Below are 17,067 nucleotides of genomic sequence, written 5' to 3'. Positions count from 1 at the left end.
TTGCCTCCTCCCAGTTTTACGCGGTCAACATCTATGAAAGTAGACCTGGGAGTAGTCAATCTGAAACCGTTGTTGGTTTCCTGTTGTTTAAGCAGCAGCTGCATCCATCTTCCGAGATTGAAGGTATATTGTACTACCTGTACACCTCCAAAGTTGGTGATGACCTGTTTGCTTCCGCCGAAATAAGCAGTACCGCCGGAGGTAAGATCTATGGGGTCTTTGGTGGCATCTCCATCAGTATATTGCTCTAATGTAAGTCTTGCAGGCTCCGCAAAGATATTATTCATATCGGAATTACCAACAGTAATCTGCGTGAATACTAATTCAGCCTTGTTAATGACAGCATTAGGGAAATTTTGCAACCCCGGAATGGTTATCTTGGTCCTGAGACCCGGTCTTGACTGCACAAATATCACACTGTCTCCTTTCGGGTTGCCGGTGTTGATGTATTTGCCAGCTTCAGAGCCGTTGTAATTATGCACGAAATAGTTAGCATGCCCGCTGGTCAGCGTATTGAACGCGAAGGTAGCGCGCAGGGAATCGTCTGTTGAGTTTTTGTAGAACACGGTGAGTTTGGAAGTACCCTTGCTCAGGTCTACATACATCATGTTCCTGTTTGTACCCATTGTAGTATCAGGCACGATGGCAAACCCTTTCAGGTATGCGCGGAATGATGAATCGTTTTTAAATGCTCCGTCCGACTTCTGCTGCAGCAGATCGTTTCCGAAGGCGGCGCTGAGTTTTACGCGCAGTTGCGGCGCTTCCTTGGTTCCGTAAATGCTTACGGAGTCGCGAGCACTCAAAGGCGTTATGCTCAGTGTACCGAGCAGTTCACCCGGGTTGTACTGTAAAGCCTTGTTGTATGCATAGTTGGAATCGATTCTGAAGGAAGTGGAAGGCTCCGTCATGCGGTATACACGGAAAGTCTGCGGAGTAGTAGAATCGCCGGTAAATCCGGAATAGGTAATTGAAAGCACTACAGAGTCCAGTGTCTGGCCGGCACCGGCGAAGGTAAAGGCGCTGGCGGGCAGTCCTACCTGCGTGTACAGGAAGGCATGTGATTTCCCCATAACCGGATCTGTGGTGATAGAACCTACGACGTGGGTGAAATAGTTATATCCTCCGTTGATAATTGTTGAATCGTACTGTAAGATATTGCTGGTGATAAGGCCGTTGATGGTGGTGTCCTTTGCATTTACCAGGTCTCCGGGAGGAATCAGTCCTGTTCCCAGGATAGTGGATTCATTACATCCGGAAGATCCGTATAAAAAGGCCATAGCAGCGGCTACAAAGCTAAGGTTCCTGAATTTTATCTTCACGCGTTAAGTTGTTGAGTTATGAACGGAGATTTAGTGGGTATTATCTTCAAATATATTATTTGTCAAGCAATTGATGATATAGTTGCAGATAATCGCCGAGATCCTCATTATCTTTTTTGTAAGGTAAGATGATTTTCCCTTTTTCGGCTTTCACTTCATCCACTACTTTTTTCTCCAGTTTGTCTGCGGCCAGTACTACCGCATCAGCGTATTTAGCAGCGCCTCTGTTGAGAGCAGTGTTGGTACCTTCTTTATAAAGCTCGAGGTCTTTTTCCTTGATCTGGTTGCTGATGGCAGCCTTTTTCAGGAAGGAAGCGCCCAGCTTTTCCTTGAAGTTATTGGGTAACAGCGAAAAGACCGTTTTTGAGTTAGCAAAAACCGGCTCTTTCTTGTAAGCAGTTTTCAGATACATAGGAATCAGTGAAGTCATCCATCCGCTGCAGTGGATAACGTCAGGAGGCCAGCCAAACTTCTTAACGGTTTCCAGGGCGCCTTTACAGAAGAATACGGCACGCGCAGCATTGTCTTCAAAAAACTCTTCGTTTTCGTCGGCAAAAACCGTCTTACGCTTGAAATAATCTTCATTATCCAGGAAGTAAACCTGCAAACGGGCGTTGGGCAGGGAGGCCACTTTGATGATAAGCGGGTAGTCGTCCCCATCTATCACAATGTTGATTCCCGACAACCTGACAACCTCATGCAGGCGATGCCTTCTCTCATTAATAATTCCAAACCTCGGCATGATCACTCTCACTTCCAGGCCTGCCTCATTGGACTTGATGGCCATTTTATTGACCATTGCCGCGTAATCACTCAGTTCCAGGTAAGGCGACATCTCTTGGGCAATAAAAAGAATTCTTTTCTTTGTGGACATTTAACGCTGATTATTAATGCAGTAATTTTTAATTTGGCTTGCAAAATTACGGATTTTTTACGGAATATTGGCCAATCTGTCAGTTTTAACATCCTTTTAAGCAATGTTTTATGTATCTATTTAAGCGTAGCAGTGATTTGAAGAAGCATCTGGATCAGGTCAGGAAAAGCAACAAAAGCATTGGTTTTGTGCCAACTATGGGCGCCCTTCACGACGGGCACCTGTCACTTGTTCAGGCTGGAAAAAAAGAAAACGATATTGTCGTTTGCAGCATTTTTGTCAATCCCACCCAGTTCAATGACCCGAAAGATTTTGAAAAATATCCCATTACCATTGAGCAGGATATAAAAAAATTAAATGACGCCTCAACAGATATCCTTTTTTTACCATCTGTTGAAGAAATGTACCCGGAAGGTCTCGCCGGCAACACCCATTACGAATTCGGTGACCTGGAGACTATACTGGAAGGCAAGTTTCGCCCCGGCCATTTCCAGGGTGTAGGCCGTATTGTACATAAGCTGCTGGACATCGTTCAGCCCCACAAGCTCTTTATGGGCCAGAAAGACCTGCAGCAATGCCTGATCGTCCGCCGCCTCCTTGAACTTATAAACTCAAAAGTGGAACTTGTAGTATGTCCTACCGAAAGAGAGCCTTCCGGCCTGGCTATGAGCAGCCGTAATGAACGCCTCACTCCCGCCGCGCGTAAGAAGGCAGCCGTTATATACCAGGCCCTGGAAAAGCTGAAACATGAATTCGGGAACGGGCTTTATTTCCTGGAGAGCGCCCGCGAAGCTTTTGAGGAACTCCAACGGGAAGGATTTGAACCGGAATATGTAGACATTCTTGTTCTTGAAAACGGTCACCTGCATCATATCAGCGAGCCTCCCGGCGATCATACGGTAGTAGCTGCCGTAGCTGCCTGGATCGAAGGTGTGCGGCTTATCGACAACATGGTACTGCAGGGAAGAATCTGACCGCGGTGAAAAGTATCCTGTGGGTATGTCTGCTATTTTAGCTGCCGGAGAGCACCCTTATAAAGGGCATCTCCGGCAGGTGATGATCAAAAGTACGCTTTAAACAGGGCTTTGCCCCTTGGTTGCTTACCGGTTGCCCCACCTTAGTGCGCTTTTACTTCCTATGAGAGACGAAGGACAGGTGGACTTGATCCGCTTTTGGGTCATTACCGCAGTCCATATATGCAGTTCCACAACACGGTAATTTTTAATCTGAAATATATTCTCTATCAACTCAATAGCCCATCCCTCCCTTGATGTCTTCGCTGCTTTGCAGGAAACTTTTTTTTACATAGCTTTGCGGATGCTCTTTACAGCAAGCCAGAACGAATATATATGCAAATTGAAATATTAAAGTGTAAGATTCACCGCGCGGTTGTTACGGAAGCCAACCTTCAATATGTTGGAAGCATCACGATTGATGAAGACCTGATGGACGCCGCTGGTTTGATTGAATACGAAAAAGTACAGGTACTCAACGTCAATAACGGAGAAAGACTGGAAACCTATGTCATCAAAGGCAAACGCGGTTCCGGTGTGATTTGTATGAATGGCCCCGCCGCGCGCCTTGTAGCCCCGGGCGATGTGGTTATCATAATATCCTATGCTACCATGGACTTTGAAGAAGCCAAACAATACAAGCCTATAGCCATTTTCCCTAAAGAAGGAAATAAACTGTAAAATCCGGTAACACCATATAACCACCCTTAAATACTTTTGGAATATGCCCAAAGCGCTGAAGAACGTCATCAAGTTTATTTGCTTTTTTGGCATCGGAGTATTGTTGATATGGCTGGTTACCAAAGACCTTTCTCCCAAGGAATGGAACGATATCAATGCGGCATTTCACCGGGCTAATTACTGGCTGGTAATCCCGGCCGTTATTCTGGGTATTGCCAGTCACTGGTTCCGTGCCATCCGCTGGAAGCTGCTGATGAAACCTCTCGGACATCAGCCTACGACCTTGAATACTTTCTTTGCCGTTATGGTGGGCTACTTTGCCAACCTGGCCATTCCCCGTCTCGGGGAGGTGACCCGTTGCGGTGTCCTTGCGCAATATGAGAAGATACCCGCTGAAAAGCTGGTGGGTACGATGATCGCAGAAAGGGCGGTGGATATGCTCTGTCTCCTGTTGCTCATTGCGCTTACTATTCTCACGCAGATAGAACTGCTGGGCACCTGGGTGCAGGATAAATTCCTGCAGCCCCTGCAGGCCAGGTTCTCCCATGCGAATACTACCCAGCTGCTCATTGTTGCCGTGGTGGTCATTGCAATTGTACTGCTTGCCATCTGGCTGCTGCGCCGTTTCACCCGTTCCAAGGCAGCCATCACCATCAAAGCATTGGCCAGAGGTGTTATGGAAGGTATTTTTTCCATCGGTAAGATGGAAAACAAATGGTGGTTTATCGTACAAACAATACTTATCTGGGGTTGTTATCTTTCCCAGGTTTATATCGGTTTCTTCTGTCTTACAGAAACCAGCCACCTCGGCATCAGCGCGGCGCTCGCCGTGCTCATGATTGGCAGTATAGGCATGATCGTTACCCCCGGTGGTATCGGCGCCTACCAGGGCCTGGTTCAAAAAGCACTGGAGCTATACGGCATCAATTACATCATCGGCTTTGCTTTCGGATGGATCATCTGGGTGGTGCAGACGCTGCTCGTTATTTTCCTTGGCTTTGTGAGCCTTGTAGTATTGCCGATTTATAACAAATCCCGCCAGGCTTAACTACCATTTATTTTCATGCTATGCTGCCGCATCAACAGATATGTTTTTGCGCCTCCTCACTATTTCCTTAACTTTAATTTAATAGGTTTAATTGGCTTAAAGCTGTATTATAGTGTTTTAAAAGCCGTGAATTTTTTGAATGTAAATCAGCATGTATGCGTTTGACGAATAGTGAGAACCTTGATATTATGACAGCGACAGAGATAGCACTACCCAAAAAAACAATCAGTAAAAAGGCGCCAGCGCAAAAGAAGAAAATGATAGCCAGGGATCTCAGCTGGCTCTCTTTCAACGCCAGGGTATTACAGGAAGCAGCTGACACCACTGTGCCACTGCGTGAGCGCATCCGCTTCCTCGGTATATTCTCCAACAACCTTGATGAATTCTTCAGAGTAAGGGTGGCTACCCTCAAACGTATGATCTCTTTTGGCAAATCCGCCAAGATGCATTTTGAAGAAAATGCAGATAAAATACTGGAGAAGATCCAGGATAAAGTAATTGAACAGCAACGTGAGTTTGACCGGATCTGGAAAGATATTGTGCATGAACTGGAAAACCAGCATATCTTCCTCAGAACAGAAAAACAACTCAATAAGGAACAGCAGCGGTTTGTGCTCAACTACTTCAATGAGCAGGTGCGTACCAACATCATTCCGCTGATGATAGAAAGTATCCAGCACTTCCCTATCCTTCGTGATAAATCCATTTATCTGGCTATCGTGCTGGCCAGGCAGGATAATTCCGTGCGACAGAAATTTGCGCTGATAGAAATCCCTACCACGGTACTGCCCCGCTTTATTATACTGCCGGCAAAAGAAGGCGAGCATGATATTATTCTGCTGGAAGACCTGGTACGTTTCTGTCTTCCTAACATCTTCTCCTATTTCGGATATGACAAGTTCTCTTCTCACATCATCAAAGTAACGCGTGATGCAGAACTGGACATTGACAACGATATTTCAGACAGCCTGATACACCAGATTGAAAAGGGGCTGAAAGACCGCCGGAAAGGGAAGCCTGTACGCTTTGTATACGACAAGGACATTGATCCGTTGTTGCTGGAATACCTGATGCGCAGACAGGGTTTGTCTGGCAAGGATAACCTTATTCCGGGTGCACGCGTGCATAACTTCAAGGACTTCATGGATTTCCCGGATTCCATCTTTCCGCCGCATACTCATCGTAAGACCTTTACCCATCCGTTGTTTATGAATGCGCCCAGTGTGATGCATGTGATACAACAGCAGGATGTGATGCTGCATTTCCCATATCATTCTTTCGATACAATTATAGATCTGCTCAGGGAGGCAGCTATTGACCCAAATGTTTCTTCTATCAAAATAACTGCGTACAGGCTTGCCCGTAATTCGAAGGTGGTGAATGCACTCGTGAACGCCGCCCGTAATGGTAAGAGCGTAACGGTAGTACTGGAGCTGCGTGCACGCTTCGACGAAGCTGCCAATATCGACTGGAAATCCAGGATGGAAGAAGAAGGCGTGAAAGTATTTCTGGGTATACCTGATATGAAAGTGCATGCAAAGCTCTGCGTCATCAAAAAACGTATCGGTACCAAAACTATACAATGCGGCTTTATCAGCACCGGTAACCTCAATGAGAAAACGGCCAGGTTATATGGCGACCACTGTCTGCTTACCACGAACCGGGCGGTGATAGCGGATATTAACCGCCTCTTCGCATACCTTGAACATCCCCGCCACGACATTAAGCTCCTGGAAGGCTGTAAGACCTTGCCTGTGAGCCCGCTCAATATGCGCGACACCTGGCTCAAGTTAGTTGACCGGGAGATCAAAAACCATAAGAATAAAAAGAAGGCCGGTATCATCATCAAAATGAACTCCCTCTCCGACCCTATACTGATTTCCAAATTATACGATGCTGCCAAAGCGGGTGTGGATGTTAAGATGGTGATCAGGGGTATCTGTTGCGCCTATACGGAGAATAAAAAATGGAAACGGGATATCACGGCGGTAAGCATTGTAGACGAATACCTGGAACATGCCAGGGTGTTCATCTTCCATCATGGCGGGCAGGAAAAGGTGTATATCGCGTCCTGCGACTGGATGGTGCGTAACCTGGATCACCGTGTAGAAGCGGCGGTACCTATTACTGATATGGCTATACGAAAAGAGTTGATTGATATTATGCAGATACAGCTCAGCGGTAATGTAAAAGCCCGTGTACTGGACAACGCACAGAAAAACGAGTACAAACGGGAAGGTGATAAAAAAATAAGAACGCAGATAGAAATCTATAAATATCTGCATGAAAAGCAATACCAGTAGGTTTCCTGCAAAGAAGCTTTTGTTTCCCGCAAAGCCGCAAAGGGAGCAAAGATGCAAAGGAATTTTTAAAGTTTGATTAAGACTAATTTTGGGTATCGAAAGCAATGCTTTTTCAAACCTGATCTAACAAAAACTAAAAATATCTTTGCCTCTTTACTCCCTTTGCGGCTTTGCGAGAAATATTAAATGTTCTTACATTTGCTGCTTCCACCAAAAGACCTTTTAGATGAAGTTAGCTGCTATCGACATCGGTTCCAATGCTGCCAGGCTGCTTATTTCCGAAGCATCACCCAACAGTGCGGGGACTATGGATTTCACCAAAGTAAACCTGGTGAGGGTTCCGTTGCGTCTGGGTTTCGACGTGTTCAGCCATAACAGCATTTCTGAAAAAAGAGCCGGGCATCTCATAGATACCATTAAAGCATACAAGCTCCTGCTGGATGTATACGAGGTGAAATATCTCAAGGCCTGCGCCACCTCTGCCATGCGCGATGCGGCCAATGGGCCTGAGATTTTACAGGAGGTAAGAACGCAGACCGGTATTGATATCAGGATCATCTCGGGGCAGGAAGAAGCCTCTTATATCTACGAGAACCATGTTGCCGAACACCTGGATAAGACCAAGTCTTACCTCTATATCGACGTAGGCGGCGGCAGTACAGAGCTGACCCTTTTCAGCGGCTCCCGGCTGATCTTTAAAGAATCTTTCAATATTGGTACGATACGCCTCCTGCAGAACCAGGTAACAGACGCCATGTGGCAGCAGGTGAAAGAGTTTCTCAAATCACAGTTGAGGAGCATCGGACCTGTATTTGCCATTGGCTCCGGCGGCAACATCAACAAGGTGTTTTCGCTCTCTAAAAGAAAGGAAGGCAAACCGCTTTCTTTGGATACCCTCAAGGACTATTACAAGGAGTTCAGTAATTTTTCTGTAGAAGAACGCATCCACATCTATAACCTGCGTGAAGACCGCGCAGATGTGATTGTACCGGCCCTCCTGATCTACATCAACGTCATGCGGTGGGCTGATGCCCCGGAGATCTATGTGCCCAAAATAGGGCTTGCAGATGGTCTTATTCAGGCGCTATACCGTGAAATAGCCTTACCCGGCAATGTGGATCTCTGACCGCATATAAAAAAGTTTTCCTTTTTTCTTTTTATATCCTAAACTTTGTTTCTCGCTCCCGTCTACTGCGGGAGCGCAACACTAAATACTTTATTATGTCAGTAAATAAGGAGATCAAGCGTGTTACGACGCATGTACTGCAAAAGATGAAGGTAGACGGAGAAAAGATATCCATGCTTACCGCCTATGATTTTTCCATGGCCCGTATCTTTGATGATGCGGGGATAGACATTCTGCTGGTGGGTGATTCCGCCTCCAATGTGATGGCAGGTCATGAGACGACGCTGCCTATTACCCTTGATCAGATGATCTATCATGCCGCGTCTGTGGTGAGAGCCATCAAGCGTTGTTTTATAGTGGTAGATCTGCCTTTCGGCTCCTATCAGGGGAACTCCAAAGAGGCATTAAGTTCTGCTATCAGGATCATGAAGGAAACCGGCGCACACGGTATCAAGATCGAAGGCGGTGAAGAGATCATTGAATCTGTAAAACGTATTATATCTGCGGGCGTGCCTGTTATGGGGCATCTTGGTCTTACGCCGCAATCCATTTATAAGTTTGGTACTTATGCGGTGAGGGCGACTGAAGAAACTGAAGCCAATAAGCTGATCAATGATGCAAAGCTGCTGCAGGAAGCGGGCTGTTTTGCTATTGTGCTGGAGAAGATCCCTGCGGCGCTGGCCAAGAAAGTGACTGAGAGCATCGATATTCCTATCATCGGCATTGGCGCTGGCAGACATGTGGATGGACAGGTACTGGTGATGCACGATATGCTGGGTATCAATAAGGAGTTCAAGCCCCGTTTCCTCCGCCGCTACCTGGACCTCTATAATGAGATCTATGGCGCTACACAGGCTTATATTCACGATGTGAAGGCAAAGGATTTCCCGAATGAGAATGAACAGTATTAAAGATTTTGGGGTAATTGTCTGAACTGTGATTTTTATGATTTGTTTGATTTTTATGATGAGCGAAGACTATAGCGAAGATGATATATGGAAATAAATGGGAAAGGTCATTTAAAATACAACCTATGGGCCTCCTGCGTATCTTCCTTAATTATCTTCGCTATAGTCTTCGCTCATCATAAAAATCAAACAAATCATAAAAATCACAGTTCAGACAATTAATTTCTAAATACCGGAATTTTCTCTATATTGCGTTTCGCAATGAATCATCTGTTAAACATACAGCTTTCCTTACTCTCCTATCTGCGGAGCACCTGCTCCCATGTGCCATGAATGTGGCAGGAATGATTCATCTCTTCCATACTTTTTTCATATAGCCCTTTTCCAATAGGGCACACTGTGCTTACATACTGGCATGCCGGCATTAATTTTTTAATTCCTGCATATTTATGTTATTTATTTTGGTAAATAACTATTGACATGGTACTCTGTATACAGAGATGCTATTGTTATGCCATGATGTTACCACGGTGATGCAATGTTGTTTATTCACTTAAACCGGGAGCAGCGATGCTTCCACATCACTATAATTCCATTCAGATTATGAAACGTGTAATGATCATCGGCGCCGGCAAGATCGGCGAAACAGCAGCTTTTTTATTACAACAGTCAGGCAGGTACACTGTAACGCTGGCCGACAGCAATGAAGCGCTGTTGAAGAAATGTACCGACACGAACATCCAGAAAGTGAAACTGGATGTGAACAACGACGCTGAGCTGCAAAGAGAACTGGGAACACAGGATATGGTGCTGAGCGCCTGTCCTTTCTTCCTGAATGTTAAGATTGCCGCTGCCGCTGCCAAAGCGAACACGCATTATTTTGATCTGACAGAAGATGTGGCCACGACCAATGCTATCCGTGACATTGCCAAAGACGCCAACGTGAGTTTTATGCCACAGTGCGGGCTGGCGCCGGGTTTCATCAGCATCGCGGCTTATGACATTGCCAAGCAGTTTGACAAGCTGGATTCTGTTCGTCTCAGGGTGGGTGCATTGCCACAGTTCCCTACCAACAGCCTGATGTATAACCTGACCTGGAGTACAGACGGTCTGATCAACGAATATTGCAATCCCTGCGATGCGATATACGAAGGCGAGCGCAAAGAAGTAATGCCGATGGAAGGCTATGAGCGCTTTGCCCTGGATGGTGTGGAATATGAGGCCTTCAATACATCAGGCGGATTATCAGCGCTGGCAGAGATCCTCGATGGTAAGGTATACAACCTGGATTACAAAACGGTGCGTTATCCGGGTCACTGCAACCTGATGAAGATATTGCTGACAGAGCTGAAGCTGAATAAGAAAAGGGAGATGCTGAAAGAGATTATGGAAGACAGCATTCCGTTTACGCCGCAGGATGTGGTGCTGGTATTTGTATCTGTTTCCGGTATTATCAACGGCCGTTCTGTGCAGCGTTCTTATTCCCGTAAGATCTATAACCAGGAAATTGCCGGCAGGGATTTCACGGCTATCCAGCTGACGACAGCCGGTGCGGCCTGCGCGGTGATTGATCTGCATGCCAACGGCAAATTACCGGCCAGTGGGTTTGTGCGCCAGGAAGATGTGAACTTTAAAGATCTCATCGATAACCCTTTCGCTCAATACTACAACTGATCCGGCTTTTATCCATTGCCTGTGATAACTCCTGAATGCTTAAAGACAAAAGATTCAACCATGTTAGAAGAAGTATTAGACGGCCTGATGAGCCGTTACCAGCAGCGGGTGCCAGATGTAGCTGCCGTGATCTCCGCCATGGTCCGTGAAGGCCTCATTGCCAAAGCGGATGACATCGAGAATGATCATATCGCTTTCAGAACAATGGGCGTGCCTCAACTGGGTGTACAGTCGCTGGAGAAGATTTTTCTCCACTACGGCTATACGAAAATGGACCATTACTATTTCGCCGCCAAAAAACTGGATGCGTGGTGGTATGCGCCGCCGGCGCCCAAGTATCCGCGTATCTTCATCAGTGAGCTTCGTGTGGGAGACCTGAGCCAGGCAGCCCAGGACATCATTCACAGCTATACGGATGAAGTGAAGGCAGATCCGGTAACGAAACTGGACCTGAACGACAGCAAGGCTGTGGACACCTTCCTGCACAGCGGTTTATGGCGTACTCCTACCCTGGCGGACTTCAAGGCACTATCTGCAGAAAGTGAATATGCTGCATGGGTGATCTATAACAGGTATTATCTCAATCACTTTACGGTAAGCGTGCATAACCTTCCTACCGGATATAATACTGTAGCGGATTTTAATAACTTCCTCGAAAAGCATGGATTCAAACTGAATGATGCAGGCGGCAAAATAAAGACCAGCCCGGATGGCAACCTGCTGCAAAGCGCTACTATTGCGGGTATGATTACAGCTACCTTTGCGGGCGGCGATACAGAAAAGATCGCCGGATCTTATGTAGAGTTTGCGGAGCGGAAAGTGTTGCCTGCATACGCAGACTTACCGGCAGGCCAGGTACAGCGCCAGCACAGGCGTGAAGGCTTTGAGGCTGGTAATGCGGATAAGATCTTTGAAAGCACGTACACCACCCAAACAAAAAAAAGTTCCTAATTTCGTTCAATAACTGATTTATCATGGCAGAAGATATACTGAAAATATTCGGCATTGACGCGGTACAGAGCGGCGTCAGCACCGGTAAAAAATGGCTGCAGGGCGGCGGACCGGAGATCGTTTCCAGTTCTCCCGTAGACAGTAAAAAGATTGCAACTGTGAGAAGCGCTGACCGCAATGATTATGATGCGGTGATGGCTGTTGCACAGGAAGCCTTCAAAGAATGGCGTCTGTGGCCTGCTCCGCGCCGTGGTGAAGTAGTGCGTCAGATTGGCGAGGCGCTGCGTAAGCATAAAGAACACCTGGGACGCCTGGTTTCCTATGAGATGGGAAAGAGCCTCCAGGAAGGTTTTGGTGAAGTACAGGAAATGATTGATATCTGTGATTTTGCGGTGGGGCTTTCCCGTCAGCTGCATGGCTTAACCATGCATTCTGAGCGTCCTGGCCACCGTATGTATGAGCAGTGGCATCCGCTGGGCATTACGGGTATCATTTCTGCGTTTAACTTCCCTGTTGCAGTATGGAGCTGGAATTCTATGCTGGCATGGGTTTGCGGTAACGTATGTGTATGGAAGCCTTCAGAGAAAACACCGGTGACAGCGCTTGCCTGTCAGCGTTTAGTTGAGACTGTATTTGCTGCCAATAATGTACCGGAAGGCGTTTGCTGCCTGGTAACAGGAGGCCGTGAAGTAGGTGAATGGATGGCTGGTGATCATCGCGTACCACTGGTTTCCGCCACTGGCTCCACCCGTATGGGCAAGAGCGTAGGCGCTGCTGTGGGGGCTCGTTTGGGCCGCTCGCTGCTGGAACTGGGCGGTAACAACGCCATCATTATTTCGCAGCATGCAGACCTGGATATGTCATTGATTGGCGCTGTATTCGGCGCAGTAGGCACTGCGGGTCAGCGCTGTACTACAACCCGCAGGCTGATCATCCACGAAAGTGTGTACGATGCCTTCACAGCCAAGCTGGTAAAAGCTTATGGTCAGCTGCGCATAGGTAACCCATTGAATGAAAATAACCATGTGGGTCCGCTGATTGACCAGGATGCCGTGAAAGCATACCTCCACACGATTGAACAAGTAAAGCAACAGGGCGGTACGTTCCTGGTGGAAGGCGGCGTGCTGGAAGGCGCCGGTTTTGAGTCAGGCTGCTATGTAAAACCTTGTATTGCCGCTGTGGAGAATACCTACAGTATTGTGCAGCATGAGACTTTTGCACCTATCCTGTATGTGATGAAATACCAGACGCTTACAGAGGCTGTGGCGATGCAGAATGATGTTCCGCAGGGCTTATCTTCCGCTATCATGACGCTGAACCTTCGTGAAGCGGAGCAGTTCCTGTCGCACAGCGGTTCTGACTGTGGTATTGCCAATGTTAATATCGGGACGTCGGGCGCTGAGATAGGCGGAGCTTTTGGCGGTGAGAAAGAGACCGGTGGTGGAAGAGAAAGCGGCTCAGATGCGTGGAAAGCTTATATGCGCCGTCAGACCAATACGATCAACTATACTGATAAGCTGCCACTCGCGCAGGGTATCAAGTTTGATATTTAAGCTGACAGCCGTCATAATACCGGCACCACATCTACAGTAGTACTGTAGGTGTGGTGCTTTCTTTTTATAAAAAGGTATTTTGAAACATTACGTGCAAGCTATGGGCTAATCTGGGGTATCTGGCTGCTCCCCTGCTCTGGCAGGGGAGCTTTTAATTTCCTCACCGGATTAGCGCCTGATCAGATTTTTAAAAGCGGTTGACAAAATAACATGTGGTAAACTTCCTTTCAGATAGTGTTACCTTTCTCTACATACATCGACGTTAACAATGGAATGGTTTCTTAGATTTTAAAAAGAGTAGCGAGGCTGGAAAACCCCGCTTTTCGTTAAACGGAAACCATGCTTATGAGAAAAATATTTAATAGCGGGACGCTATCAATATTCTTCCAGATATAAATATTAGACTTTTTTTTGGAAATTCATATTCTACTTTTGTGCTACTACCCCTATGTTCGGGTTGCAGGGGGTATCCACCATCACCGAAACCCTTACTGGCAGGGCATTTTGTCATTAAAATATTTTTTTTGAAGGGATCTTGTCATGATAGCATTTTTTCCAGATTCTAAGAAACTGGCGTGATTTTTCTTTAAAATAAGTCCGGCCGGTATCGGACAAGTGGTAATAATCGATGTCGGATAACAATATCCTGATAAGATTAACAAAACTTATAGAAATGCCTCCGGTTAACATGGCAATTAGATCGCTTATCATTAAAATTTGAGTGTTATACCGCTTTTTCTATACCTTTAACCTTATCGTGATATTTAATTTATTTTATTTTAAATCATATCGGGAAAATTATTGAACATGAAATTGTTTAGTCGAGAGGCTGCAGTCGTGGCCGGTTGTGTTGCTTTGCTGACTGCATTTAATACCAGAAGTGTTGCCCAGGTAAAGTCCACGGTCCCCAAAAACTGGCATTTGTTATCCTATGAAAAGGACAGTGTTTATGGAACGGTCACCGAGAAAGCTTACAAGGAGTTGCTGAAGGGAAAGAAAGGCAGTCCTGTTATTGTAGCAGTGATCGATTCGGGTATTGATACTACCCATGAGGACCTGAAATCCATTTTATGGCGCAATCCGGGCGAAATTCCGGGCAATGGCAAAGACGATGACAAGAATGGTTATGTAGACGATATACATGGCTGGAACTTTCTCGGAGGCAAAGATGGCAGCAGCCTGAAAGAGGACTCTGACGAAGCTACCCGTGAGTACTACCGTTACAAGAGTACTTATGGCAACCCGGACTCTGCCCTTGACAAGAACTCCAAGGAATATGCCACCTGGCAGACGCTTCAGCAGAAGATAGAACGACCTTCCAGCCAGTTCAAGGTACAGTATAAAACGATGTCCAAGCTACAGGAGAACGTGATGAAATGCGAGAAGATCCTGAAGACCTACCTCAACAAGGAAGACTTCACCGTTCTGCAACTGGACAGCATCCAGACAACGAACCAGGATGTGCTGCTGGCCCGCAACTTTATGACCCGCCTGCTGAAAAGTGTAGGTGACGAACCTGCTTCTTTCAGTGAATTCAAAATGGACTTTGACGAGTACATGAATGAGTTGAAACGTAAGGCAGAAAGCACTGACAAACAACCAGACGAAAACAGGGCAAAGATCGTTGGCGATAACGTCAACGACATTAAAGATAATAAGTATGGCAACAATGATGTGATGGGGAACTTTGGTTTCCACGGTACCCACGTCAGCGGCATCATTGCAGCGATGAGGAATAACGGCGCTGGTATAGACGGCGTAGCAGACAATGTGCGGATTATGGCCATCAAAGTGGTACCTGACGGCGATGAAAGAGATAAAGACGTGGCGCTGGGCATCCGTTATGCGGTTGACAATGGTGCACAGATCATCAACATGAGCTTCGGCAAACCTTATTCTCCTCACAAAGACTGGGTGGATGATGCGGTAAGATATGCAGAGAAGAAAGGCGTACTGCTGATCCATGCGGCGGGTAATGACAGCAACAACAATGACTCTGTTGCCAATTACCCTAACCCTACTTACCTGGATGGTACCCGTGCCACCAACTACGTAACAGTAGGCGCTATCGGGACTGGTAAAGGCAATGACAAGGTTGCTGGTTTCTCTAACTATGGCAAGAAGGAAGTAGACCTGTTTGCACCGGGTGTGCAGATTTACTCTACTATCCCGGGCGGCAACAAGTACGGCAGTGCCAGTGGTACCAGCATGGCGGCACCGGTGGTAACCGGCGTGGCTGCACTGGTATTATCCTACTATCCTGACCTGAGCGCGAGCCAGCTGAAGTATGTACTTGAAAAAAGCGCTACTCCCCTTCCTGACGGTACTACCGTTGTGAACAAACCAGGTAGCCCGGACACTAAAATGAACTTCGCAGATTTGTCTGTAACAGGCGGTATTGTAAATACTTATGAAGCACTGAAACTGGCTGCTACACTGAAAGGTGAGAACGTCAAAAAGAAACAGCACAAAGCGAAGATGAAGGGTATAAAGAAAGACTGACTGTGATTATTGCTGATTCTTTTGATTGTCCTGATGAGCGAAGATTGATTGTTGTTTAATAGCTATCAAGCATCAAAATCATAAAAGATAACCCGATCCATAATCCGGATCGGGTTATCTTTTATGATTTTATCTTTTAATCTCCGCTCATCAGGACAATCAAAAGAATCAGCAAGAATCACAGTCTTATTTTACCAATCTCAGGTTTACGGGATACCTGTAATGTTCACCGTTGTTGGCTTTTACAGCCGCGATGCAGCAGAAGATCACGTTGATTACCCATACGATATTGTAGAGGCTATTCCAGCCCCAACCCCAGCCCCAGCCGAAAAGGCCGTTGCTCCAGAAATGCGCCAGGGACCATAACCCGATACTGATGCCGTTGATAACTTTCACGATGGTCAGTACGATGCTGACGGTGATTTGGAAATTGATGGATTCCTTGCCCTGATCATCGACAAAAGGAGATTCATTTCGCTTGATCAGCCACAGGATCAGCACACAGATAATGTTACCCGCCATTGGAATAACGGTCAGCCCTAAAAAGCCTGCTATGTGCACTAAAACGCCCCAGGTGCGCTCGTCTTTTTGGTTCATAAAATATAAGGGATTAAAATATGCGGAGAAGTTAACTGCTTATTTTGTATTAACAAAGCGGGAAGGAAAAAAAACTACAAACCTGTAAGCCGGATTCTGTATCTCTTCCCCTCCTGCCTAGAGCGGGAGGGGAAGAGATTGCTACCATTTATCTGCGATGACGTTCACACGCCACCTGTATCTGCCTACCCTCGGTCATCGGGCGAGCCGCCCTCGATCGACCGTATACATGGCATTTCAGCACACAAGGTTTACCCGCATAAGCAGTTGCCTGCCTGTACCGTAGGCTCTTACCCTACATTTTCACCCTTACCTCACCGAAGCGGGGCGGTTATTTTCTGTGGCACTGTCTGTCTTCCTTGCGGAAGCCCACCCGTTAGGTGGTGTGTTGCCCTATGCTGTCCGGACTTTCCTTCCTTTCGCTCAAGTCGAAAAGACGATAGCACGGTTTGTAGTTGGAGTGCGAAATTAGGAAAAATAATTATCTAAAAGTGATCTCTGTGGCGCCATAGCCATAT

13 protein-coding genes and 1 other RNA gene are annotated in these 17,067 nt (G+C 46.6%); 10 read left to right on the top strand and 4 right to left on the bottom strand.

Features of this window, described 5'->3' with window-relative positions:
- Window positions 1–1,319 (bottom strand): DUF4270 family protein (locus VM802_RS08435; protein ID WP_325529390.1); only part of this gene is annotated, 1,319 nt, incomplete at its 3' end.
- 55 nt (window positions 1,320–1,374) lie between these two features.
- Window positions 1,375–2,193, bottom strand: coding sequence for a glycogen/starch synthase (locus VM802_RS08430; RefSeq protein ID WP_325529389.1), 819 nt, complete (start codon window positions 2,191–2,193; stop codon window positions 1,375–1,377).
- Between the two features lie 110 nt (window positions 2,194–2,303).
- Between VM802_RS08430 and panC the strand changes: the two genes are divergently transcribed.
- The 10 genes from panC (at window position 2,304) to VM802_RS08380 (ending at window position 15,952) form a co-directional block, all read left to right on the top strand.
- Entirely contained in the window at window positions 2,304–3,167 is an 864-nt protein-coding gene (gene panC / locus VM802_RS08425) for a pantoate--beta-alanine ligase (RefSeq protein ID WP_325529388.1), read from the top strand.
- Window positions 3,168–3,542: 375 nt separating this feature from the next.
- Window positions 3,543–3,887, top strand: a complete 345-nt coding sequence (gene panD, locus VM802_RS08420; RefSeq protein WP_325529387.1) for an aspartate 1-decarboxylase — start codon at window positions 3,543–3,545, stop codon at window positions 3,885–3,887.
- A 43-nt stretch (window positions 3,888–3,930) separates the two neighbouring features.
- Window positions 3,931–4,935, top strand: a complete 1,005-nt coding sequence (locus VM802_RS08415; protein WP_325529386.1) for a lysylphosphatidylglycerol synthase transmembrane domain-containing protein — start codon at window positions 3,931–3,933, stop codon at window positions 4,933–4,935.
- Between the two features lie 155 nt (window positions 4,936–5,090).
- On the top strand, window positions 5,091–7,238 hold the full coding sequence (ppk1, locus tag VM802_RS08410; protein ID WP_325529385.1) for a polyphosphate kinase 1: 2,148 nt from the start codon (window positions 5,091–5,093) through the stop codon (window positions 7,236–7,238).
- Window positions 7,239–7,464: 226 nt separating this feature from the next.
- Window positions 7,465–8,364 (top strand): Ppx/GppA phosphatase family protein, encoded by a 900-nt coding sequence (locus tag VM802_RS08405; RefSeq protein ID WP_325529384.1) that lies wholly within the window; start codon window positions 7,465–7,467, stop codon window positions 8,362–8,364.
- Window positions 8,365–8,459: 95 nt separating this feature from the next.
- Entirely contained in the window at window positions 8,460–9,275 is an 816-nt protein-coding gene (gene panB / locus VM802_RS08400; protein WP_325529383.1) for a 3-methyl-2-oxobutanoate hydroxymethyltransferase, read from the top strand.
- 600 nt (window positions 9,276–9,875) lie between these two features.
- Window positions 9,876–10,946 carry a saccharopine dehydrogenase family protein gene (locus tag VM802_RS08395; RefSeq protein ID WP_325529382.1) on the top strand — a complete coding sequence of 357 codons (1,071 nt, stop codon included), beginning with the start codon at window positions 9,876–9,878 and terminating at the stop codon, window positions 10,944–10,946.
- 60 nt (window positions 10,947–11,006) lie between these two features.
- A complete protein-coding gene (locus tag VM802_RS08390; RefSeq protein WP_325529381.1) occupies window positions 11,007–11,897 on the top strand; it encodes a DUF1338 domain-containing protein in 891 nt (296 codons plus the stop codon).
- A gap of 23 nt (window positions 11,898–11,920) precedes the next feature.
- On the top strand, window positions 11,921–13,450 hold the full coding sequence (gene amaB / locus VM802_RS08385) for an L-piperidine-6-carboxylate dehydrogenase (RefSeq protein WP_325529380.1): 1,530 nt from the start codon (window positions 11,921–11,923) through the stop codon (window positions 13,448–13,450).
- A gap of 807 nt (window positions 13,451–14,257) precedes the next feature.
- Window positions 14,258–15,952 (top strand): S8 family peptidase, encoded by a 1,695-nt coding sequence (locus tag VM802_RS08380; RefSeq protein ID WP_325529379.1) that lies wholly within the window; start codon window positions 14,258–14,260, stop codon window positions 15,950–15,952.
- 186 nt (window positions 15,953–16,138) lie between these two features.
- Here the strand turns inward: VM802_RS08380 and VM802_RS08375 are convergent, their stop codons facing one another.
- Both VM802_RS08375 and rnpB read right to left on the bottom strand, forming a co-directional pair.
- Window positions 16,139–16,549, bottom strand: a complete 411-nt coding sequence (locus VM802_RS08375) for a DUF4870 domain-containing protein (RefSeq protein WP_325529378.1) — start codon at window positions 16,547–16,549, stop codon at window positions 16,139–16,141.
- A 69-nt stretch (window positions 16,550–16,618) separates the two neighbouring features.
- Window positions 16,619–17,005, bottom strand: an RNA gene (gene rnpB, locus VM802_RS08370) — RNase P RNA component class A.
- Window positions 17,006–17,067: the final 62 nt, after the last annotated feature.

It is taken from the genome of Chitinophaga sp., assembly GCF_035538455.1.
Taxonomy (GTDB): domain Bacteria; phylum Bacteroidota; class Bacteroidia; order Chitinophagales; family Chitinophagaceae; genus Chitinophaga.
The sequence above is the reverse complement of the archived record's forward strand: the minus strand, read 5'-3'. Positions and strand labels throughout refer to the sequence as shown.

Coding starts and splice junctions, on each gene's coding strand:
- panB (WP_325529383.1), top strand. CDS start 8,460: ATGTCAGTAAATAAGGAGATCAAGCGTGTTACGACGCATGTACTGCAA.
- panC (WP_325529388.1), top strand. CDS start 2,304: ATGTATCTATTTAAGCGTAGCAGTGATTTGAAGAAGCATCTGGATCAG.
- VM802_RS08415 (WP_325529386.1), top strand. CDS start 3,931: ATGCCCAAAGCGCTGAAGAACGTCATCAAGTTTATTTGCTTTTTTGGC.
- amaB (WP_325529380.1), top strand. CDS start 11,921: ATGGCAGAAGATATACTGAAAATATTCGGCATTGACGCGGTACAGAGC.
- VM802_RS08405 (WP_325529384.1), top strand. CDS start 7,465: ATGAAGTTAGCTGCTATCGACATCGGTTCCAATGCTGCCAGGCTGCTT.
- VM802_RS08395 (WP_325529382.1), top strand. CDS start 9,876: ATGAAACGTGTAATGATCATCGGCGCCGGCAAGATCGGCGAAACAGCA.
- ppk1 (WP_325529385.1), top strand. CDS start 5,091: ATGCGTTTGACGAATAGTGAGAACCTTGATATTATGACAGCGACAGAG.
- VM802_RS08375 (WP_325529378.1), bottom strand. CDS start 16,549: ATGAACCAAAAAGACGAGCGCACCTGGGGCGTTTTAGTGCACATAGCA.
- VM802_RS08380 (WP_325529379.1), top strand. CDS start 14,258: ATGAAATTGTTTAGTCGAGAGGCTGCAGTCGTGGCCGGTTGTGTTGCT.
- VM802_RS08390 (WP_325529381.1), top strand. CDS start 11,007: ATGTTAGAAGAAGTATTAGACGGCCTGATGAGCCGTTACCAGCAGCGG.
- panD (WP_325529387.1), top strand. CDS start 3,543: ATGCAAATTGAAATATTAAAGTGTAAGATTCACCGCGCGGTTGTTACG.
- VM802_RS08430 (WP_325529389.1), bottom strand. CDS start 2,193: ATGTCCACAAAGAAAAGAATTCTTTTTATTGCCCAAGAGATGTCGCCT.